This window comes from Sphingobacterium sp. MAE, assembly GCF_056711605.1.
The window spans coordinates 417,960-439,848 of sequence record NZ_CM160044.1 but is presented as its reverse complement, the minus strand read 5'-3'; the positions used below and the strand labels follow the sequence as shown (position 1 = coordinate 439,848).

At 34.5% G+C, this 21,889-nt stretch carries 19 protein-coding genes; 7 read left to right on the top strand and 12 right to left on the bottom strand.

From position 1 onward, the window contains the following. Nucleotides 1–17: 17 nt before the first annotated feature. The 6 genes from pruA to AC06G9_RS01890 form a co-directional block, all read right to left on the bottom strand. Nucleotides 18–1,655: an L-glutamate gamma-semialdehyde dehydrogenase gene (pruA, locus tag AC06G9_RS01915; RefSeq protein ID WP_480957438.1), complete on the bottom strand. Its 1,638-nt coding sequence runs from the start codon at nt 1,653–1,655 to the stop codon at nt 18–20. Between the two features lie 97 nt (nt 1,656–1,752). Then, nucleotides 1,753–2,418 (bottom strand): peptide-methionine (S)-S-oxide reductase MsrA, encoded by a 666-nt coding sequence (gene msrA / locus AC06G9_RS01910; RefSeq protein WP_346575192.1) that lies wholly within the window; start codon nt 2,416–2,418, stop codon nt 1,753–1,755. A 73-nt stretch (nt 2,419–2,491) separates the two neighbouring features. Further along, a complete protein-coding gene (locus AC06G9_RS01905) occupies nt 2,492–3,100 on the bottom strand; it encodes a superoxide dismutase (protein ID WP_045754620.1) in 609 nt (202 codons plus the stop codon). A 97-nt stretch (nt 3,101–3,197) separates the two neighbouring features. Then, nucleotides 3,198–3,668 carry a nucleoside deaminase gene (locus AC06G9_RS01900; protein ID WP_045754621.1) on the bottom strand — a complete coding sequence of 157 codons (471 nt, stop codon included), beginning with the start codon at nt 3,666–3,668 and terminating at the stop codon, nt 3,198–3,200. 1 nt (nt 3,669) lies between these two features. Continuing rightward, nucleotides 3,670–4,008: a tRNA-binding protein gene (locus tag AC06G9_RS01895; RefSeq protein WP_045754622.1), complete on the bottom strand. Its 339-nt coding sequence runs from the start codon at nt 4,006–4,008 to the stop codon at nt 3,670–3,672. Further along, nucleotides 4,008–4,223 carry a hypothetical protein gene (locus tag AC06G9_RS01890; protein WP_045754623.1) on the bottom strand — a complete coding sequence of 72 codons (216 nt, stop codon included), beginning with the start codon at nt 4,221–4,223 and terminating at the stop codon, nt 4,008–4,010. The genes AC06G9_RS01895 and AC06G9_RS01890 overlap by 1 nt, the downstream gene beginning before the upstream one ends. 83 nt (nt 4,224–4,306) lie before the next feature. On the opposite strand from AC06G9_RS01890, the gene AC06G9_RS01885 reads away from it, so the two are divergent. The 5 genes from AC06G9_RS01885 (at nt 4,307) to AC06G9_RS01865 (ending at nt 12,485) form a co-directional block, all read left to right on the top strand. Beyond that, entirely contained in the window at nt 4,307–4,897 is a 591-nt protein-coding gene (locus AC06G9_RS01885) for a porin family protein (RefSeq protein WP_045754624.1), read from the top strand. A 162-nt stretch (nt 4,898–5,059) separates the two neighbouring features. Beyond that, nucleotides 5,060–5,830, top strand: coding sequence for a succinate dehydrogenase cytochrome b subunit (locus tag AC06G9_RS01880; protein ID WP_045754625.1), 771 nt, complete (start codon nt 5,060–5,062; stop codon nt 5,828–5,830). A gap of 53 nt (nt 5,831–5,883) precedes the next feature. Beyond that, a complete protein-coding gene (locus AC06G9_RS01875; RefSeq protein WP_045754626.1) occupies nt 5,884–7,818 on the top strand; it encodes a fumarate reductase/succinate dehydrogenase flavoprotein subunit in 1,935 nt (644 codons plus the stop codon). 51 nt (nt 7,819–7,869) lie between these two features. Next, nucleotides 7,870–8,643 (top strand): succinate dehydrogenase/fumarate reductase iron-sulfur subunit, encoded by a 774-nt coding sequence (locus AC06G9_RS01870; RefSeq protein ID WP_248754911.1) that lies wholly within the window; start codon nt 7,870–7,872, stop codon nt 8,641–8,643. A gap of 98 nt (nt 8,644–8,741) precedes the next feature. Continuing rightward, nucleotides 8,742–12,485, top strand: coding sequence for an ATP-binding protein (locus tag AC06G9_RS01865; protein ID WP_480957437.1), 3,744 nt, complete (start codon nt 8,742–8,744; stop codon nt 12,483–12,485). 150 nt (nt 12,486–12,635) lie between these two features. Here AC06G9_RS01865 and AC06G9_RS01860 read toward each other — a convergent pair whose 3' ends face one another. From AC06G9_RS01860 to AC06G9_RS01850, 3 genes are all read right to left on the bottom strand, one after another. Continuing rightward, on the bottom strand, nt 12,636–13,562 hold the full coding sequence (locus AC06G9_RS01860; protein WP_045755612.1) for a hypothetical protein: 927 nt from the start codon (nt 13,560–13,562) through the stop codon (nt 12,636–12,638). Between the two features lie 172 nt (nt 13,563–13,734). Further along, complete coding sequence (locus tag AC06G9_RS01855; protein ID WP_293928398.1) at nt 13,735–14,118, bottom strand: hypothetical protein; 384 nt, start codon at nt 14,116–14,118, stop codon at nt 13,735–13,737. Nucleotides 14,119–14,324: 206 nt separating this feature from the next. Then, entirely contained in the window at nt 14,325–14,876 is a 552-nt protein-coding gene (locus tag AC06G9_RS01850) for a lipocalin family protein (protein WP_045755613.1), read from the bottom strand. A 469-nt stretch (nt 14,877–15,345) separates the two neighbouring features. Here AC06G9_RS01850 and AC06G9_RS01845 point away from each other — a divergent pair, with 469 nt between their 5' ends. Beyond that, nucleotides 15,346–16,257, top strand: coding sequence for a lysylphosphatidylglycerol synthase transmembrane domain-containing protein (locus AC06G9_RS01845; protein ID WP_045754629.1), 912 nt, complete (start codon nt 15,346–15,348; stop codon nt 16,255–16,257). An 11-nt stretch (nt 16,258–16,268) separates the two neighbouring features. After that, nucleotides 16,269–16,976, top strand: coding sequence for an SDR family NAD(P)-dependent oxidoreductase (locus tag AC06G9_RS01840; protein ID WP_293928399.1), 708 nt, complete (start codon nt 16,269–16,271; stop codon nt 16,974–16,976). 30 nt (nt 16,977–17,006) lie between these two features. Here the strand turns inward: AC06G9_RS01840 and AC06G9_RS01835 are convergent, their stop codons facing one another. The 3 genes from AC06G9_RS01835 to AC06G9_RS01825 form a co-directional block, all read right to left on the bottom strand. After that, nucleotides 17,007–19,214, bottom strand: a complete 2,208-nt coding sequence (locus tag AC06G9_RS01835) for a glycoside hydrolase family 2 protein (protein WP_248754916.1) — start codon at nt 19,212–19,214, stop codon at nt 17,007–17,009. A 237-nt stretch (nt 19,215–19,451) separates the two neighbouring features. After that, complete coding sequence (locus AC06G9_RS01830) at nt 19,452–20,816, bottom strand: alpha/beta hydrolase family protein (RefSeq protein WP_281047640.1); 1,365 nt, start codon at nt 20,814–20,816, stop codon at nt 19,452–19,454. Between the two features lie 291 nt (nt 20,817–21,107). Continuing rightward, nucleotides 21,108–21,680 (bottom strand): hypothetical protein, encoded by a 573-nt coding sequence (locus tag AC06G9_RS01825; protein WP_260947296.1) that lies wholly within the window; start codon nt 21,678–21,680, stop codon nt 21,108–21,110. Nucleotides 21,681–21,889 lie beyond the last annotated feature (209 nt).

The following is a 21,889-nucleotide window of genomic DNA, read 5'->3' as shown; positions in this document are numbered from 1 at the left end:
TTATGAGTCCTACTCGATTATTCGCCTTCTTCTAAAAATGGATATTTGTAATTTGTATCCGGATTAAAGGTTTCTTTGATCGTACGTGGAGATACCCAACGTAATAGGTTGATCATAGAACCAGCTTTATCATTTGTACCTGAACCACGAGCTCCACCGAATGGCTGTTGACCTACTACAGCTCCAGTACATTTGTCATTGACATAGAAGTTACCAGCTGCATTGCGCAATGCATGTGTTGCTTGTGCTATTGCATAACGATCTTTTGCGATAACTGAACCTGTTAATGCATAGATAGATGTTTTATCAACAATTTCTAACGTCTCTTCCCATTTGTCATCTTCATAAACAAAAATAGTCAAAACTGGCCCGAATAATTCTTCTGACATGGTTTCATAATCTGACTTTTTAGCTAAGATAACTGTTGGTGAAACAAAATATCCTTTAGATTTGTCATATGTACCACCGATTACCACTTCTGCATCATCGGAAGCTTTAGCACGGTCAATATATTTGGCTAATTTATCAAATGATTTTTCGTCAATAACTGCATTGATAAAGTTTGTAAAATCTTCTGTTCCACCAATTTTGAATGAATTTACATCTGCTGTCATTGCATCTTTCAATGCCGGCCACATCGATGCTGGAACATATGCACGGGAAGCTGCCGAGCATTTCTGTCCTTGGTATTCAAATGCACCACGCACTAATGCTGTATTGGTAACTTGTAGATCTGCTGATGGATGTACCACGATAAAATCTTTACCACCTGTTTCACCAACTATTCTAGGGTATGTTTTATAACGGTGAATGTTTTCTCCAATTGTCTTCCAAATATCTTGGAAAACACCTGTAGAACCAGTAAAGTGAATACCTGCAAAATCTGGGTGTTTAAAGATTACCTCACCTGCATCAGGTCCTGATACATATACTAAGTTGATCACACCAGCTGGCAAACCTGCTTCGATAAAGATCTCCATCAACACTTGGGCAGAATAAATCTGTGCATTCGATGGTTTCCATACGACCACATTGCCCATCATAGCAACACATGATGGCAAGTTTCCTGCAATGGCTGTAAAATTAAAAGGTGTCAAAGCAAATACAAAGCCCTCTAATGGACGTTGTTCTAAACGATTCCATACTCCTTTTCCAGATACAGGGGGTTGTTGTGCATAGATTTCGGTCATGTACTGTACGTTGAAACGTAAAAAGTCAGTGAACTCACATGCCGAATCAATTTCTGCTTGGTAAGGATTTTTTGATTGCGCCAACATCGTTGCTGCATTCAATTTGTAACGGTATTTTGTAGATGCTAATTCTGCTGCTTTCAAAAAGATAGCTGCACGATCTTCCCATGGTAAGTTTTCCCAATCGCTTTTAGCTGCTAAAGCTGCATTGATAGCGTATGTTACATGATTTTTTGTACCTTGGTTATAGTGTCCTAAAAGGTGTTGGTGATCGTGTGGTGGGTTGATCGATACTTTATTTTCTGTACGTACTTCTTCTCCGCCAATATACATCGGAACGTCAATTTGCTTAGCACGGGCTTCATCGATAGCTGCTTTTAATAATTTACGTTCCTTAGTACCAACAGCATATGAGTAAACTGGCTCATTTGTGGGTGTAGGTACATTAAAAAATCCTTTTATCATAGTAATAATTTTATGTTTTCAAAAACCTGAATTTCAATGAGTTTATCAAAATTCAGAATAAATTTACAAGATTTTAATCCGAGTTCCAATTATTCAATTAGTCTTTGGCCGTACTGGTAAAAATATGTTTAAACTTTTCCAATTTTGGTTTAATCACATATTGACAATAACGGTCTTCTTGGTTATTTGCATAATAATCCTGATGATAATCTTCTGCTTTGTAGAACGTACTGTAAGGAACGACTTCTGTTACAATCGGACGCTCATAAAGATGTTCTTCTTTCATCTTCTGTAAGTAATAATTGACTTTTGATAATTGTTGTTTATCATGAACAAATATGGCTGAACGATATTGAGTTCCTACATCATTTCCTTGTCTATTTAGCTGTGTTGGATCATGGGCTATAAAAAACGCTTCCAATAAGGTGTCAAACTTAATTTTCTGAGGATCATATAAGACATTGACAGCTTCGGCATGTCCAGTTGCTCCTGTACTTACCTGGACATAAGTCGGGTTATTTGTTTTTCCTCCGGTATATCCCGAAATCACTTGTTGTACTCCTTCCAGTGTTTTGAATTGTGCCTCTACACACCAAAAACAACCTGCTGCAAAAGTAGCGGTATCCAGTTTTCCGGACTGCATATCGGGTAAGTGGTCAAAAGATAGTGCTTGATTTTTTGTAGCGGAGGGCTGGCATGATGACCATAAGCTGCAAATCGCAAATAATGCAAAAAGATGGATGTAACGATTACTGATATTCATACGATTACAAATTAAAAAAGCGGTAAAATGTGATCATTTTACCGCCTTATATGTTTATACAAAAGCTAAAAAATTATTTAGCCGCAGCATAATTTTTTGCTACTGCATCCCAGTTAATCACATTGAAAATTTCTTCTAAGTAAGCTGGGCGTTTATTTTGAAATTTTAAATAATATGCATGTTCCCAAACATCAATTCCTAAAATAGGTGTACCTTTTACTTCAGCAACGTCCATCAATGGATTATCTTGATTTGGAGTAGAAGTAACTTGTAATTTACCTTCAGCATTGACAATTAACCAAGACCAGCCAGATCCAAAACGAGTAGCACCAGCATTTTGCAATTGTGTTTTCAATTCTGAAAAAGATCCAAAAGTTTCATTGATAGCTGTTGCTAATTCTCCTGTAGGTTCGCCGCCAGCATTTGGACCTAATACGGTCCAAAATAATTTGTGATTATAATGTCCACCACCGTTATTACGAACTGCTGCAGGGTATTTACTAATATTTTTAATGATATCTTCTAAAGACAAGTTTTCTGCTTCTGTGCCAGCAATTGCTTTATTTAAGTTATCTACATATGCTTGATGATGTCTATCATGGTGGATTTCCATAGTAGCTTTATCAATATGTGGTTCTAATGCGTCTGACGCGTATGGTAACGCTTCTAATACAAATGCCATAATTATTTATTTTTGTGTTTATTTAAAAGATTGTTATATGCAAATATAACGTTTAATATAGTTTTATGTTTCGTTTCGGGATGAAATAATCTCATGTTTAGTAGCGTTTTTGACGAAAAAATGATTTAACCAGCTCTGCACATTCTTCACCAAGCTTTCCTGATTCAACAATAGTTTTGGGATGCAAAATTTTATCATGAAATTGCGAGTAGCCTCTTTTGTCGTCCTTCGCTCCAAACACAATTCTTGTTATATGTGTCCAATATGCAGCACCAGCGCACATAACACAGGGCTCTACAGTTACATAAAGTGTACAATCTACTAAATACTTGCCTCCTAAATGATTTGCTGCTGCAGTAAATGCCTGCATCTCTGCATGGGCGGTTACATCATTAAGACGTTGTGTCAAATTGTGACCTCTTCCTATTATATTTCCTTTATGAACGATAACAGCACCAATCGGAACCTCCCCCTCTGCCATTGCTATGTGTGCTTCTTTCAATGCTTGTTTCATAAAAAAATCATCTGCATTGTCTACAGAAGTTCCTTCAAAATCGATATATCGCATATTACATTAATCTAGCGCCATTGGGCACTTTCTTTTCTACTGTTGTTAAAATGATATTTCCATCCTCATCAGCAAATCCTGTTACTAAACATTCTGAATAGAAGTTTGCTATTTGTTTTTTTGGAAAATTAACAACTGCTACTACTTGTCTTCCAATTAATTCATCTTTACTATAATGTACGGTTATTTGGGCACTACTTTGTTTAACACCTATTGTTGAACCAAAATCAATGGTCAATTGATAGGCTGGTTTTCGAGCTTTCGGAAAATCTGCTACGGTAAGGATTGTACCTACACGTAAATCAACTTTTTCAAAATCACTCCAAGATATTTCTTCCATTATAAACGATTACTTTCAATATTACTTAATGACTTGGATAGCGTAAATATAATATATTCTCGATCTCTGTTGAGACGAATCATCAGGTGCTTAATCAGTTTTTCTTCATCTCCCTCTTCAAAGGATAAATCTGCATCATGGAGATGATTATATTTTCTTTTTATTTTTTCTTTCGCTATATTCCAATCAGATGTTGTTATTTTGAGCCTTGTCATTTTTTAGGTATAAAATTTGCTTATATTTTTGAAACTTGATGAAAGTTTAGTTAAAGATACAATTTATATAGAAAATAACAGTTATGAAGAAAATTTTACCTGCATTACTATTAATTTGCGGAAGTGTTGCTACTGCTAATGCACAATTGTTGCCTGGATTTGAAATTGGTTTAAAGGGTGCCTTAAACTTTTCTAAATTTAAAAGTGATGGTAAGTATTTCAATTCAGACAACAAAGCTGGATATCAGGCGGGTCTGTATGGACGTGTCGGTGTATTAGGTTTCCATGTACAACCTGAGATTTACATTACTGGCAAAAACACCACTGTCTCAACAGATGGCGGGGAAACAACAGATGTAAAATTTACTTCGGTTGATATCCCTGTGCTATTGGGAAAACGTTTTGGTTTAGGACCTATTGGTGCAAGGATCCAAACTGGACCTATATTTTCTTTTAAGGTTGATGATAAACAAGATAAAATAATTGCTAATCTGGATCCAAATAGTTATAAAAAAACAAATACGGCATGGGCTTTTGGTGTTGGTGCTGATGTTTCTAGTTTACGTGTGGATCTACGTTATGAAATGGGATTGAATAAAGTCAACGATAGTCAAGCAAATCCAAAAATCAACATGTGGAGTATTGGTCTAGGTTATCGTTTATTTAGTCTATAGACTTTTAAAAAACAATTTATAAGGGGCTCGCTATCATAATTAGCGGGCCTTTTTTGCAAAAGATTTAGAATAGTTCTAAATTACTTCTTTTTCTTGTCAAAATTGTATCATATTTAATATCAAATAGTAGATTTGCCTAATTAAATTAAATTACAAAGGATAATGAGTAAATCAAAGCCAGTTTTAAGTTCTTCAATCGGGAAGAAGCTAATCATGAGCTTAACGGGACTTTTTTTATGTATGTTCCTAATCGTTCACTTGATTGGAAACTTGCAGTTATTTAAAGATGACGCGGGTTTAGCGTTCAACAAGTACGCTTATTTCATGACGCATTTTACCCCTATTAAGGTTGTGTCTTATTTATTGTATGCATCAGTAATCATTCACGTGATCTATGCAATCGTGATTTCATTAAAAAATAAGGCTGCACGTCCGATTGGGTATGCATCTTATGATGGAAGCGCAAACAGCAAGTGGAATTCACGTAACATGGGGATTTTAGGTACTGTTATTTTGGTATTCTTGGCGACGCACATGTCAAATTTTTGGTGGAAATACCATAATGACCAAACACCTTACATCGAGTATCGTACAGATCTATCGACAGGTGTTACTACACATCAAGAAATCCAAGCTGCAGATTTTCATGATTATTCTATCGTTTCTGAAAATGGTGTTGAAATTGTGAAAGCACGTGACTTGTATAAACAAGTTGATTATGCTTTCAAGAATGTTGGTTTGGTTGCTTTGTATGTCATTGCGATGGCTGCTTTAGCATTCCACTTAATCCACGGTTTTCAATCTGCTTTCCAAACAGTTGGATTCAATCACAAAAGATACATTGGACTGGTTCAATTTATTGGTGTATGGGTTTTTGGTGTAATTATTCCAATCCTATTTGCAGCAATGCCATTATATTTCTATTTCCGTTAACAATATTTTAGGATAGTGCTATAAGGCACGATCTAATAAATAAAATATAAGATATGTTAGATTCAAAAGTACCTGCGGGGCCATTGGCTCAAAAATGGTCAAAACATAAATTTGAAATGAAGCTGGTTAACCCTGCTAACAAACGTAAATTTACAATTATCGTTGTTGGTACAGGATTGGCAGGAGCTTCTGCAGCTGCCTCTTTAGCAGAATTGGGTTACAATGTAAAAACTTTCTGTTATCAAGATTCACCTCGTCGCGCACACTCTATCGCAGCTCAAGGTGGTATCAATGCGGCAAAAGATTATCAGAATGACGGTGACTCTGTTTTCCGTTTATTCTATGATACGATCAAAGGTGGTGATTACCGTGCTCGCGAAGCAAATGTGTACCGCTTAGCTGAGGTATCTACTAATATCATCGATCAATGTGTTGCGCAGGGTGTTCCTTTCGCTCGCGAATACGGTGGTTTATTGGATAATCGTTCCTTTGGTGGTGCACAAGTATCGCGTACTTTCTACGCTCGTGGTCAAACTGGACAACAATTATTATTAGGTGCATATTCGGCTTTAAACCGTCAGATACATAAAGGTAAAGTGAAATCATACACTCGTCATGAGATGCTTGACCTTGTTAAAATTGATGGACAGGCTCGTGGTATCGTAACTCGTGACTTAGTTACTGGTAAAATCGAATCACATGAAGGTCATGCAGTATTATTATGTACTGGTGGATACGGTAACGTATTCTTCCTTTCTACTAATGCTATGGGATGTAATGTAACGGCTGCTTGGAGAGCGCACAAACGTGGTGCTTTATTTGCAAATCCATGTTATACCCAAATTCACCCAACATGTATTCCTGTTACTGGCGATCACCAGTCCAAATTAACGTTGATGTCAGAATCATTGCGTAATGATGGTCGTGTGTGGGTTCCTAGAACAGTTGAATTGGCACAAAAACTTCAAAAAGGAGAATTAAAGGCTGTTGATATCAAAGAAGAAGATAGAGATTACTTCTTAGAACGTAAGTATCCATCATTTGGTAACTTAGTCCCTCGTGACGTTGCTTCTCGTAATGCTAAAGAAGCAGTTGATGAAGGACGTGGTGTTGGTAAAACAGGTGTTGCTGTATTCTTAGACTTTGCCGAAGCAATCGGTCGTTTGGGAGAAGATACTGTACGTGAAAAATATGGTAACTTATTTGATATGTACTATCAAATTACAGATGAGAATCCTTACAAACAACCGATGCGTATCTACCCTGCTGTTCACTATACAATGGGTGGTGTATGGGTTGATTATAATTTAATGACTACTGTCCCTGGATTATATGCATTAGGAGAGTGTAATTTCTCTGATCACGGAGCTAACCGTTTAGGTGCTTCTGCTTTAATGCAAGGATTATCGGATGGCTACTTTGTGATTCCTTATACTGTTGGAGATTATCTTGCAAACTTAGGTTCTTTTGCTCCTGTTGATAAAAATCATCCTGCATTTGAAGAAACTCGCAAAGAGGTTGAAACACGAATCAATGCATTATTAGCCTTAAATGGTACTAAAACTGTAGATGATCTTCATAAAGAATTAGGTTTGATCATGTGGGAATACTGTGGTATGGCCCGTACTGCTGAAGGTTTAACTAAAGCTAAAGGATTGATTCAAAACTTGAAAAAAGAATTCTGGTCAAATGCAAAGGTACTAGGTGAAAATGAAGAGTTAAACATGTCGCTGGAAAAAGCTGGTCGTGTTGCTGATTTCATCGAATTGGGTGAGTTAATGGTTGATGATGCATTAAACCGCAGAGAATCTTGTGGTGGTCACTTCCGTTTAGAGTCGCAAACAGAAGAGGGTGAGGCTCTACGTATTGACGAAGAGTTTACTTATGTGTCTGCTTGGGAATTTAAAGGTGAAAATCAACCAGAGGTTCTTCATAAAGAAGAGTTAGTTTTCGAAAACGTTAAATTAACACAAAGAAGTTATAAATAATATCATTGACTACTATTATAGTAGTCAATTGATAGACTCAATATTATTATTATGAGTGCACATATGAATTTAACGCTAAAAGTTTGGCGTCAAAAAAACGATAAATCAAAAGGTCAATTCGTAACTGTACAAGCAAATGATATCGCCGATGATATGTCATTCTTAGAAATGCTTGATATCGTAAATGATGAATTGACTCGTAAAGGCGAAGATCCTATTTACTTTGATCATGACTGTCGTGAAGGGATTTGCGGAATGTGTTCATTAGTGATCAACGGACGTCCTCACGGACCGAAATATGGTATCACTACTTGTCAATTGCACATGCGTTCATTTCATGATGGACAAACAATTGTTATTGAACCTTGGAGAGCTGCTGCGTTCCCTGTATTGAAAGATTTAGCGGTAGATCGTACTGCATTTGACCGTATTCAACAAGCTGGTGGTTATACCAATGTAAATACGGGTGGTGCACAGGATGCTAATAACATTTTGATTCCAAAACGTATTGCAGATGAGGCTTTCGAATCAGCGACTTGTATCGGTTGTGGTGCTTGTGTTGCTGCTTGTAAGAATGCATCAGCGATGTTATTCGTTTCAGCAAAGATATCTCAATTCGCTTTATTACCTCAAGGTCAAACGGAACGTTATGAGCGTGCTCAGGCGATGGTTGATCAAATGGATGCAGAAGGTTTTGGTAACTGTACTAATACTGGTGCTTGTGAAGCAGAATGTCCTAAAGGTATCAAATTAACAAATATTGCTCGAATGAATCGTGAGTACTTGGGTGCAAAACTTTTCAGAGAGGAAGATATCCACGGATAATAAAATATCCTTTTATAGATAAGTCCTTACAAATCTTTTTGTAAGGACTTTTTTTATATATTTATATATTCATTCATTCTCAATTTACAGATTATATAGTGCCAGTATCCTCTAAAATAAGACTTTTACTTATACTGCTGACGTTAAGCTTTATCGTTACTGCTATTACTTTACAACAATCGATCTCGAGTAAGGATATTCTAAACTTTGAAACAGCAAACCTTGAATCAAAAATTCATGAAAAGGAAGATTTGATTGAACACTTATTTGCAGATCCTATTGTTTTAAAAACGTTTAAAAATGCGGAGAAATATCCAGAACAATCTTACCATATCCTTGAAAAATATGATAAAGAGGAAGGGATCGCGCTCTTTATATTTAAAAATCATGAATTATTGCTGTGGAGTTCTAATATATTCGTACCGCTCACAGATGGTGGATTAAAAAATACCGTTAATTATATTACAACAAATGATCGAACATTCATTGTTAAGAAAAAGGAGATTGGCAATACGACCGTCTTGGCTTATGTGACGATCAAGAAATATTTTAATATCAATAATGAATATTTCACAAAAGCATTTTCACCCTTAATTTCTAAAAGTAATAATATTGAAATTGCAGATTATAACGATAGTGGAAATATTAAAAATATATACAGCAAGGATAAAACGTATCTGTTTTCCATTAAATTAAAATCGGGACAGGTTCAGAATTTATTTAGTGTCTTAAAAACGTTATCGTGGATTCTGGCAGCCATATGCTTTATAACGCTCATCCATAATATTGCGAATCTACTGGTTAATAATGGTAAAGTAATACTTGGAGTAATTTTATACTTTACAGCACTGGTGACATTACGTTTTATAGATCTTAACTCTGATTGGCTCAGTATTCATGCTAATCTAGGGATTTTCAATCCAAAAAATTATGCATATAACTATTTGTTTCCCAATATCTGGGGTTTACTGGTTACAACTTTCTTTATTTTCCTTTTTACCTTATTTTTATACAATATAAAAAGTAAATTTCTTTTTGCTGAATATATCAAAAGTAAATTTTTAAAGGTATGTTTTACCTTGTTTTCCATACTGAGCATATACTTCTTCTTTACTCTTCTTTATAGAACATTAGGTACCCTGGTTACACATTCTCCCACTACGGCTGTTGATTTTACTAAACTGGTTGAATTAAATACATTCACTTGGATTGATCTTTTTATCATGTGTTTCAGTTTGATGACGCTAACACTGTATATTGATATTGTGATTTCTACGATTAGAAAGCTTAAAATATCAGATACAGTACTTCTCAATATCCATCTGATTTCCCTTATCATATTTATTATCGTAGGCACTGTATTGAGAGAAAATAATGGATTGGTCAATATTTTACTTGCTGTAATTATACTGATACGCTCTTTCAATTCCTTATTAAAATCAAAATTCAAATTAGCAACTCATATCATCGTTATCATCCTTTTATCGATCATCTGCTCCGTTTATCATGGTCACTATTTTAAAATGAAAAAAGTGGATAATATGAAGCTTTTTATTAGTAATCTAGAAGCGGAGGATGACATTAATGCTATATCACTCTATACAGAAATTGAAAAAGATATACTGAAAGATGAACAGTTAAAACATTTATTCAAAATCAGTTTACCTAATACCAATACTCAAACCATAAATGAATATATCGAGCAAAAATATCTTGGTGGATACCTTTCAAGATATGAATTTATGGGATTCTACTATAATAATAATAAAGAACTTGCTCAGTATAAGAATAATAAAGTAGAAGAGTACAGGGAAAAGGTTATAAAAAATTCATTAAAAATAAGTAATAACTTCTATCGCTTGAATAGTGAGTTAGGAACACATGAGTATTTTTCAATCATAAACCTTCCTATAGATACTCACAATACAGTCTCTCTCTACCTCAATCTAAAAAACAGGTCGTTTAATTATGCGTTACCTTATCCCGAAATACTGGTTGATTCGAGATTAAATAATATGGAGGTCGAATCATTTAGTAATAGCTCTATAGCACTCTATAAAGATGGAAATCTAGTCACCCAATATGGAAAATACAATTATCCAAGTCATGATCATGATTATCCTAAAAAAGTTGGTGAATATATTAATATGGATGGTAAGGACAACTATTTTCATGTGTTGTATAGACCTAATAGTCATACAACATTTTTGGTTAGCAATCCAAAAGAGACAGCTTGGGAATATTTGGCGACCGCTTCATTTTTATTTTTGGTCATATTTATCTTTTTTTCAATCTTTAATACGATCACTTATGGTTCAAATATTTTTAAAAACAAGTCGTTTAAAATTCGAAGTATTAAATATCATTATTTATATTTAGTCAATAGCATACAATATAGCTCTAGAATTCAAACGCTATTTATTTCTTCAATTATATTGGCAATTCTGATATCTGGTATCATATCGTTTGTCAGTATTAATATGCAATTAGCCTATAACAATACTTTGGAAAGAGAAAAAACGGTTACAGATATTAGTAAAAGGCTAGAAAGTATCATTAGTACCACAAATTCTGCTGAAGAAAGGGAGAATCGACTAATTTATTATTTGAAGTTATTATCCGAATCGCTATCAAAAGACTTCTCTCTGTACTCTAAATCGGGTCGTTTATTATACAGTTCGCAACCCAAGATTTATGACCTTAATATCTTATCAACCTTCATGAATCCGAATGCATTTAGAAAATTATCACTTTTAAAAAAATCAGAGACGATAGAGAAAGAAGGTGTAGGTGACTTTAGATATGAATCCAGTTATGCCACTATTAGAGATGAAAATTATGCGACTATTGCATACCTGGCTATTCCAAATTTCAATGCTCAAAAGGATGATAACTTAAATAAAAATCTTCTTTTAAATACACTTATCAATATTTATTCGCTGATTATTATTGGTTTTGGATTTTATGCAGCTTTCGTTGCTAATAAAATCACTGAACCACTAAGTTTAATTAGTAAAAAATTGGCGCAAACAAATTTGGGACAACAGAATGAACCTTTATTTTGGCAGCGAAATGATGAAATCGGCGCTCTCATCAAAGAATATAATCTCATGATATTAAAACTAGAGGATTATGCGAATAAAATAAAGGATAATGAAAGGGAATCTACTTGGAGAGAAATGGCACAACAGGTGGCTCATGAAATCAAAAATCCGCTAACTCCTATGAAGCTTGGTATTCAACAGCTAACCAAATCATACTATGACAATGATCCGAAATTTGAAGAACGATTTAAACGTATTTCAGCATCATTCATTGAGCAAATCAATAGTTTGACACATATTGCTAAAGAATTCTCGGCTTTTGCGAAACTGCCAGACACGAAATATGAGAAGATCAATTTATTGGAAAAAATAAATAAATCAATTGGAGTTTATATACAGAATCCGCAAGCTCAAATTAGATTAATGAATCAAACAAATGATGCCTATCTCTTTGTAGAAGGAGATCGAGATCAAATGATGAGAACTTTTAATAATCTTCTGAAAAATGCCATTGAAGCGGGTTTTGGTAAGAGAAAAATAAAAATTGATATTAGTATTACTGATGGTGATCGGGATGATTACATCATTAAAATAAAAGATAATGGATCAGGAATTCCTCAAGAAATGCGTTCTAAAATATTTGAGATTAATTTTACGACCAAGAGTTCTGGTACTGGACTAGGATTGGTGTTTGTTAAAAAAACAATTGAGGCAATGGGGGGAACAGTTCAATTTGAATCTATAGAGGAACATGGAACAACATTTCAAATTTCAATACCTAAATTTAAGCATATCTAATAAGAGGAAGTAAATATGCGCACTCGCTATTACCCTAGTTCAGATAAGCTATGGTTAGAAACAAAAGAGGAGCTCTTGTATTTGAGCTCCTCTTTTATTTCTGACCATATACCATCAAGGTACATCCTTAGATGGTATCTTTATTTTAGCCTATTTTAAGACCACTGTAGACCTTCCCATGATAGCGTTATCACAATATAAGAGTACTGTATAAGCTCCTTTTACAAACTTCTTATCATCATTCCAATACAACGCATATTCTTCTCCATGATTTGTAAATTCTAAATTGTGCTTAAAAGTATATTGAAGTTTCTCACCATGGGCAAAAAAGGTATTATTCTCATCATTAACAATTAAGTTTCCTTGTGGATCGATAACACGGACAAAAACATCTTTATTTCCAATCTTTGCAAGCGTATTGTCTGCAATTGTAAAATTGATGCTTAACTTATCTACTCTCTTTGCACGTTCTTCTACTTCTACTTTATTATTACGCTTTTCTTGAAGGCCAGATACTGAAATATTAGAAACCTTGAGAGCAGCAGCTACATTAACCTTTGAGGCTAATTTGCTATTTGAACTTTCTAGATTTGTAATTTTAGTCGAGGAGGCAGAAACTTCTTTTTGCAATAAACTGTTCTTTTCTGCCAAAATCTTATTTTCTTGGATTAAGCGATTGACATCTAATGTAAAATAGGCAACATCGCTTTTAAGTGATGTAATTGTTGACTGAGCAAAATCAATATCTGATTGAGATAATTCTTTTCTAGCTAATTTGGCTCGTAAATCAACAATTTTATTTCTTGCATCTTGCTCTTTTGCTATTAAAGGTGGAGATAACTGAACATTTTCAATTTTCATTTTATCTAGCTCTGCCTCGATACGATCAATTTCAACCTCAAGATTTTCCTTTTCAACGGTTAGTGCGTACACTTTTTCTCCTGAAGATTTAAACTTAACATAGAAATAAACGTTGGTAACAATAAGCGCAGCTATTGCTATTATAAAAAAATAAACTTTTGAGGTATTTTTCTTTATTTCTTCCTGTTTATTTCCCTTTACTAATTCAGTTTCCATTACACTTGAATTCCATTTTTTATTAGACTTATTGTATCGTCCTGTAGATACCATTGTACCACAAATATTATTCCAATTTCAAATTATGTAGCTATTAAAAAAATAATATGTTCTATTGCGATAGGTAGATAACAAGATCATAAAAATGACAGATGACATTTATCCATTATCTTTATTTCTTCATGATTTCTAAATCTATCATTACCAAGTTTTTAATCAATGTTTCCACATCGTTTTTTTTGGGATCATGAATTGTATAATGTCCTTTTTTAATGTCATTTTTTACTGGGCTTTGAGTAGAAGGTTCAGCATTTCTGTCATAAACTTTAACAACCGTGTGTCCAAATTTGATATTGTCCTTATCCAGCTTCAACAAACTCAACTGTTCCTCATCGATATCAATTACAACACCCTTTTCTAACTGTCCCTTACCACAAAATTCTACTTCTATTCCCAATGCGGCAAAGGTAAGTCTAATAAATTCCCGCACTGTAATGATAGACTCGGTCGCAACGACATCCTTGGTCTCCGTATCGTGATGAATATGTGGCTTCATTCTCTCCAGACTTAGATGAGATGTTAAATCGTATACATACAGTCGATTTTCTAAACCTAGGGCTATTCGAATAGCATCCCTTATAATTCCGTGAAATATAGATATTTCACTTGAATTGCTACTATTAAAATACATAAGATATACTATTTCAAACAAATAAAGCTATAGTTTCCTATAGCTTTAGCAATTTATATAAAAAAAATCTTTTAATTAACTCTAGAAAAAGTGAATACCAAGTAAGCTTCACCACTAGAAATGGTAACTGGCATACGCATCACTAATTTATTTGCATCTGAATAAGATAAATCCAAACGATAACCAGTGACTACATTTTTAGCTTTATCTCCAGCATAGATTTTTTTGAATTGAAATTGTGGTTCTCCATTATTCTTACCGGGATTGTAGATTGACCAAACTATATCTCTAGAAGCTCCTGGAGCACATAATTTACCATCTGCAGAGAAAGAAATATTTCCTTTCCCGTTACTTGGTAAAACCCATGTACTACCGATAAAACATTCTGCCGGTGCCTCTTCAAATACGCTTTTAATCGTATAAGAAGCAGGTAAATTTTCGCGGTCAATAGTATTTAATATCCAAGTTCCTTTAACAGCGCCTTTCCAGTCTGAAGCACTAGGACCTGAAGACATTGCAGTTGATGAAGAACTAGATGTTGCTCCTTTTGGCTGCATACTACAAGCCGAAAAAACAAACAAACTCAGCATAAGAGTTGTGATAGATAAAAGAACTCGATTCATATTCATTAATTTTATAGTTACTTATTGTATTTTTGCTGTAAATATAACAACAAATCATGATTGAGACATCCAAAAATCATACCATTAGTAAGATTGTAGCAAAATCACTATTACGTATCTTTGTTTTGCTTTTAGCTCTTGCATCTGTTCCTATCTTGTCAAATAAAGGAGCTCAATCTAGTTTAGATGCTAAACATATTGCTTTTCCCAATGAAATGGCTATTGTTGCGCCTGCACTACTTTTTATAATTTTCGTCGTACTACTTATATTCATGCTAAAAAACAAATATTTAAGAGTTGATATCAATTGGCAATTCTCTTTATGTACAATATTTCTACTGATATACTTAATTCTTTTATACTCCCGTATATACCCATTAGTAGCTTAATATAAATAATACGATAAGTTTAACCAAATTAATATCTTTGACAACTAATTTAGAAAGTCATTGCGTAGACTTCATAGCTAATGAATAAAAAATTACTCTGGAAAATAGTTAAGAATATCCTTAAAGTTGTTGTCACTATTGCTGCACTTTATTGGGTATTTAGTAAGGTTTCTATTGATGACTTAAAGGATGCAGTGGTCAATTCTAATCCGATTTTTCTTCTCCTCGCATTTTTAGCCTATGGAGCTTCAATTTTAATATCTTCTTCTCGATTACTTAGTTTCCTTAAAGCAATTGGACTAAATGTTTCGGAAAGATATAACCTCAAGCTCTATCAATTAGGCTTATTTTACAACCTATTTTTACCTGGAGGTGTCGGAGGAGATGGTTATAAAATATATTTTCTTCGTAAAAAATATAATATTAAGGGCCGAAAGCTATTAGGAGCATTATTCTTTGATCGTTTAAGTGGTCTTTGGGCGTTATGTCTTATTATTGCTGCACTGGTTATTTTTATGCCACAGCTAAATATCCCTAATTATTTAACGATTTCTGGATTTATCGCGGGTACAATACTCTACTATTTTATTGTTGGGAAATTTTTTCCTGATTTTAAATCAAATTTTATCAAAACGCACTGCAAAGCAATAGGTGTGCAGTCTATGCAGGTGTTGTCTGCGATAATGATTTTATATGCTTTGGGTTTTGAAGGCAAATTTTCGCCCTATTTGTTTCTCTTTCTTGCTTCGTCCTTAGTAGCAATCATCCCATTCTCTGTCGGAGGATTAGGTATGCGGGAGCTTGTATATATGTGGGGAGCCAATTTCTTTCATCTCGACTCGCATTTGGCCGTTTTGATTAGTTTATTGTTTTATATTATATCGGCAATTATGGCCTTTACAGGTTCATATTATATTTTTCATCCCTCGGCTTTAGGAACTGACAAACTGCCGTCTGTTAAAGAGGTAGAAGAATCTCAAAGTGAAGATTAAATTAAGAAATTATGGCAAATATTGTAATAACTGGCGCAAGCAGTGGTATTGGATTTGAAGCAGTATTAGATCTTACAGCTAAAAAAGAAAACAATGTCATCGCCCTAGCTAGATCGGCTGATAAATTAAAGCGATTGCACGAGATTGCATCGGATTTAAACTTTGATGGGGGCAATTTATATCCTGCTCAATTCGATATCGTATTTGATGATTACCAAACTTTGGTACCATTTATCAAATCAAAGTTTGACCATGTTGATATTCTGATCAACAATGCAGGTATATTGATCAATAAACCTTTTATGGATAGTTCACTGAAGGATATTGCATCTATGTTTCAAACGAATGTTCTGGCTCATGCCAATATGATTCAAAACATCGTTCCTTTAATGCCTGCAGGTTCCCATATCCTTAATATTGGAAGTATGGGTGGATTTCAGGGCTCATCCAAATTCAGCGGTTTGGCGGCCTACTCTTCTAGCAAAGCGGCATTGGCGGTATTAACAGAGTGTCTAGCAGAAGAATTTAAGACCATGGGTATCCGAGTCAATTGTCTTGCATTGGGTTCTGCACAAACAGAGATGTTTGAAACCGCTTTTCCTGGCGTAGAGGCGGGAAAACTGGCTTTTGAAATGGGCAGATATATTGCAGAGTTTGCTCAAAATGGACACCAATACTATAATGGTAAAATTTTGCCGGTGTCGTTAATGACGCCTTAAAATAATAAAAGGGTTTTGAAAGCCCTTTTATTATAATCCTATATGTTCATTTTTATTGTCAGTTGGGCCGTCTTTACTAATTGCCTTAGGATTTTGCTTCAAATAATGCCATGTGATTTTATCTTCCAATTGCGCCTCCCCTTTTGATGCCTTCACTTGAACGATATTGTCTCCCTCCCTTAATTTAACATTTTGAAAGATATAATGCACATCTGTTTCTCCCATAACATAGTTTTTGATCTCTACACCATTTACCCATAGCGTTGGTGTTCCGATATTGGAATAAACAGTTATGGGTGTAACCTCATTGGCTCTTTCCACAACACGACGTTGAGTCAGGTAAAGTACCGGTTGTTTGCTCCAGTTAGCTTTATACCAATAAAATGGATCTTTTTTTAATTTTCTATCGAATGTAACTAATCCTTTATAGTTTCTCGGTTCAACATTTAACGCGGTTATTGGTGTAGCAAAATCAAATGTATTCCAGAGATAGGAAGCTAGAAAGATGGGATGCCTCTTTATCGTTCCCCAATGTATTTCATGAAACTTGGTTGAAAATTCTTCAGGAAAAAATGCAGGATTTGCCCATTGGTTACCGACATCTCCAACAACCTCTTGCTGGTGGTTGGGATTTGCTTCGGCTCCATATTCTGAAAAAATTATTTTATAATCTTTAAAATCTTTTGAAATTTGATCCGCCCACTTATTTACATCACGGATAACACCATTGTACCATCCAAAATAATGGTTGATACCCTGTACATCTGCGTTATTGTTTACAGCATGATTAATGACATTATAACCACTCACTTGAACCGTATAGCGATATGGATCTTCTGTTTTAGCCAAGTCATTCAATTTTGTTGTTAATTCTATGGTATAAGCATTGGGTGTATAAACTTCGTTGTGTAATCCCCAGATATAAATAGAGGGATGATTATAATTTTGCCTAATAAGTTCTGTCAACTGCTGCTTAGCATTTGCTTCTTCTAATGTTGTTACACGATTGACAAATGGAATTTCTGCCCAAACAATAAAACCTATACTATCGCATTTTGCATAAAAATAATCCGATTGTTGATAATGAGCTAATCGAATAGTGGTTGCTCCCATTTCTTTTATAATAGCCAAATCTTCATCATGATCTGCATTTGATAGAGCAGAGCCCTTTCCCCATCGATCTTGATGACGTGTCACACCATACATCGGATATTTAACACCGTTTAAAAAGAAGCCTTCTCCTGTACGCAGTTCAAATTTGCGAATTCCCAATGGCTGAACCACTTCATCAAGAATAATATTTCCATCCATAATCTGTGTGACTACCTTATACAAATAGGGATCGTCTAAGCCTTGCCATACGTGTGGATTTGTTATTCTAATATCTTGAACGACCTCTTGTCTTCCCTGCGGAAGTAAGCGATGTTTTTTTACACCTTTTACTTTTACTGCTCCACCCTGCTCAAAAATCGTTGATACGATTTGCACATCTCGCATTTCTGGAGTTTTATTTTCTAATTTAACCTTTAAAGTGATATCAGCACTTTTCTTATTTACTTCCTTTTGACTGATATATATCCCGGAAGAAGCATAATCTGAAACTGCAATATTGATTTTGTCTGTTACAATCAGTTGTACAGGTCTATAGATACCTCCATACATAGGAAATAAAGTATGATTAACAGGAATTACTTGTGGAGTCGCTTCATTGCTTACTTTAACAAGAATCTCATTCTCCACTCCGAATTTCAGCATATTGGTCAACTCCAACACAAAGGCCGAATAACCACCTTGATGCCGACCAACAATTTGATAATTGCCATTAATCACTGAACCATCATACACCATATTACCTTTCTCCTTCTTTACGGGTAATGGTGAATTATTAAGATAAACTTCGGTATTGGTATTGACACCTTCAAATTTTATAAAAACTCGCTTTCCATCCCATGAGGATTCAGGAACAAAAGTTTTGCGATAATAAGCATCTCCCACATAAAATTTTTCATTAGATGTAAATCGATCATTGCGAACCTGCATGTCTTTTGCATTCCATGTATGTGGCACGGTAATAGATTGCCAAGGGCCTGAGAAAATAGTCCCATATTGTAATACATCGCTAGTGAAGGGACCTTTTTTAAAAGCCCATTCCTGATTAAAAGGTATGATTTCTCTTGCAGAAACTATAGCGGCTAAAATTGTTAAGAAAGTTAAAGTAATAACTGCCTTGAAATTCATAATATATTATTAAAGGTTTTTATTAAATCTTTTTCCATCTTATATGGAGCAAGTGTATAGACAAAGATATAAACCTAATTGAATTGCAAAGAAAAGTTATAGAGGCGGAAATATACTAAAATGTATTGTAGAGACCACATAAAGGGGCTTCTATATTCGAAAATAGCAATTTACAACGTTATCGTATTTTTAATAAATTTGATGGGATGTCACTCAAATAATACATTCAGTCGTCCATTAACCTAAACCGTGAATCCATTTTACAATATCTAATAAAACTTCATTATTTATCGTTTCACTGATTTGTTCATATTCAGACACTGCGCCAGTATTTGCTTTTTGAAATAAGTGATTTAAACCTTCATACTCTTTTAAAACAGTTTTCGGATTAGCGGGTAAGTTCGATTTCAAACTCTTTAAATTTTGTTCAGCTGGTACTTGCACATCAAGACTGCCAAATGCGGCATAAACAGGTACTGTGATCTTCTTAATAAAAGGAACCGGATCTATGCGCATGAAATACCGATAAGATGGTAACAAAAGTGTCTCAAGCTCGAATTTGCTCGCGGAGTTCAATTGTGCGGGATCAATTTTCATGTTATCAAGAATCATTGCCATCGCTTCATGGTGAGGTTTCTTACTCTTAACAATTTCAAAATTCTTTCTATTGATTTCCTGCGCATGAGCTAAAGCGAGATCTGTCATACCAGCGACCTTGCCTATACGATATAATTGGGAAATCATCAACGAATCAATTGGTATCGCTGGTCCTGCTAAAGAAACTATAAATGAAAGCGATGGAAGCTTTTGCCCTGCTAATAACTCGGCTATTAAACCTCCTTCACTATGTCCAATAATACCAATTTTACTGGGATCGACATTAGGTCTCTTCTTTAAAAAATCTATCGCAGCCATAGCATCTTTACTGAAATTCTCGATGGTCCCATTTATAAAACTTCCTTTTGAAAGTCCAACACCACGATCATCATATCGAAGTACAACAATATTGTTTTTCGTTAAAAAATCCGATAATATACGAAATGGTTCATGTCCCATTAGCGTCTCATTCCGATCTTGAGGACCACTTCCTGTCACTAAAACAACTGCCGCAAACTTACCTTTCTGCCTTGGAGAGGTCAAAGTACCGCTAAGAAGCACATCATCATATTTATTCCTAAAATTGACATCTACAGTATCATAATCGTAAGGGGGTGTTACGCGTTGTGATTTAATTACCTGAGTAACCGTGGGAGTTTTTCCTGTTTTGGAAAGATCTAATTTGGCTCGAAATGCCCCTTGTTGAAATTCTCCGCCTATCAAATCATCCTTTTCCATTTTACCAATATATGTGATACCGCCTTGAATAATAACTTCGATGCCAGTGCCACTTATATGAGCTTGTGCAGGGATTCCAAAGGCTCCTTGATCGGGACTATCTGCTTTAGCTTTCCATAGACCTCCTTCTTGCGACAAATGAATAACAAAATTCAAATTTGAATTGCCAACTTTTAGAATTCCTGTCCAACTTCCAGCAAAATTTTGAGAATAAACAGTTATTGTACTCAACAATAAAAGCAATAAACTAATTATATTTTTAACCATTCTTTGTAATAAAATATGAATAAAGTAGATGAAACTACTTTTACTAACAGAACTAATACCAAAATCAAGCCATGATAATGCTTTATTAAAATATACGATCAATATGAAATGCTGGGACGGGGAAACGCAAGACCTGTATGAAATAAAAACCACCAATATCAGCGAATTTGGTATAAAATTTATTATGTCGATATACGATCTTCCACGAATCTAAACTGAATATTGACAATCAAATGAGCGAATAGCAATAAGCTCTCCTAGAACAAATAAGCAGCCGGATATAGTAAAATGTTATTCACTGGGATTTTTAAGAAACTCTTGATTTACTTGGATGGCAATACGGATTAATTCATCTTTTTTTTGAGTACCAATTAAAAGTCTAGATCCATCTTTAAATATTAATTGTAAACCGACTGACCCTTTTGTATTGTAAGCTTTGCCCTGGCTACCATTTCGATATCCCCAGCCGCCATAATCGGCGATGGGATTATAATCCTTAACATACAAATCATCTAGTTGCGACCACAGAATCAATTTGGTTTTTAGTAGAAATGGGAAAAACTGGATAGCTATTCCCTCTTCATTTATAGTCGTTTTTAAGTTTATAAAAGAAAATAAAATAATGATACCTACTACGATCCAAAATGCTGGATTGAAATTCATTTTACTAAAATCACCTTTGAATATATTGACTACATCATAATTTACTGTAGATAGTAGCAAAAAAATCATTAAGACGATCATCCACCAACTCCAAAATGTTTGTTTCTCTTGAAATTTCATATCATTCAATACAGTTATAGCGAAAAAATTTACGATAAGATTATCTCCTTCATTGCGAAAAGTTGGATCACTGTTAGTCATTTGATTGGCCTGTTTGCCAAAGGAAGATAGATTTAAATAAAATAGATCAATATAATTCCTTTTACTCTAAACTAAATGTGTTCAATATATTCCAAATCAACTTCTGTGATAATCTGTATAGCAAGAAGTACAGATTACTTTCACAAATACGGTATTTATTAAAATGTTTTAATCTGACCTCCCTAAATATAAACATTATTAAATCAAAA

Bases quoted from the DNA above. Each gene is read 5' to 3' on its own strand.
- AC06G9_RS01880 (WP_045754625.1), top strand. From the start codon at position 5,060: ATGAGTAAATCAAAGCCAGTTTTAAGTTCTTCAATCGGGAAGAAGCTA.
- AC06G9_RS01845 (WP_045754629.1), top strand. From the start codon at position 15,346: ATGAATAAAAAATTACTCTGGAAAATAGTTAAGAATATCCTTAAAGTT.
- AC06G9_RS01850 (WP_045755613.1), bottom strand. From the start codon at position 14,876: ATGAATCGAGTTCTTTTATCTATCACAACTCTTATGCTGAGTTTGTTT.
- AC06G9_RS01830 (WP_281047640.1), bottom strand. From the start codon at position 20,816: ATGGTTAAAAATATAATTAGTTTATTGCTTTTATTGTTGAGTACAATA.
- AC06G9_RS01905 (WP_045754620.1), bottom strand. From the start codon at position 3,100: ATGGCATTTGTATTAGAAGCGTTACCATACGCGTCAGACGCATTAGAA.
- AC06G9_RS01860 (WP_045755612.1), bottom strand. From the start codon at position 13,562: ATGGAAACTGAATTAGTAAAGGGAAATAAACAGGAAGAAATAAAGAAA.
- AC06G9_RS01855 (WP_293928398.1), bottom strand. From the start codon at position 14,118: ATGAAGCCACATATTCATCACGATACGGAGACCAAGGATGTCGTTGCG.
- AC06G9_RS01895 (WP_045754622.1), bottom strand. From the start codon at position 4,008: ATGGAAGAAATATCTTGGAGTGATTTTGAAAAAGTTGATTTACGTGTA.
- msrA (WP_346575192.1), bottom strand. From the start codon at position 2,418: ATGAATATCAGTAATCGTTACATCCATCTTTTTGCATTATTTGCGATT.
- AC06G9_RS01870 (WP_248754911.1), top strand. From the start codon at position 7,870: ATGAGTGCACATATGAATTTAACGCTAAAAGTTTGGCGTCAAAAAAAC.
- AC06G9_RS01890 (WP_045754623.1), bottom strand. From the start codon at position 4,223: ATGACAAGGCTCAAAATAACAACATCTGATTGGAATATAGCGAAAGAA.
- AC06G9_RS01900 (WP_045754621.1), bottom strand. From the start codon at position 3,668: ATGCGATATATCGATTTTGAAGGAACTTCTGTAGACAATGCAGATGAT.
- AC06G9_RS01840 (WP_293928399.1), top strand. From the start codon at position 16,269: ATGGCAAATATTGTAATAACTGGCGCAAGCAGTGGTATTGGATTTGAA.
- AC06G9_RS01835 (WP_248754916.1), bottom strand. From the start codon at position 19,214: ATGAATTTCAAGGCAGTTATTACTTTAACTTTCTTAACAATTTTAGCC.
- pruA (WP_480957438.1), bottom strand. From the start codon at position 1,655: ATGATAAAAGGATTTTTTAATGTACCTACACCCACAAATGAGCCAGTT.
- AC06G9_RS01885 (WP_045754624.1), top strand. From the start codon at position 4,307: ATGAAGAAAATTTTACCTGCATTACTATTAATTTGCGGAAGTGTTGCT.
- AC06G9_RS01825 (WP_260947296.1), bottom strand. From the start codon at position 21,680: ATGACTAACAGTGATCCAACTTTTCGCAATGAAGGAGATAATCTTATC.
- AC06G9_RS01875 (WP_045754626.1), top strand. From the start codon at position 5,884: ATGTTAGATTCAAAAGTACCTGCGGGGCCATTGGCTCAAAAATGGTCA.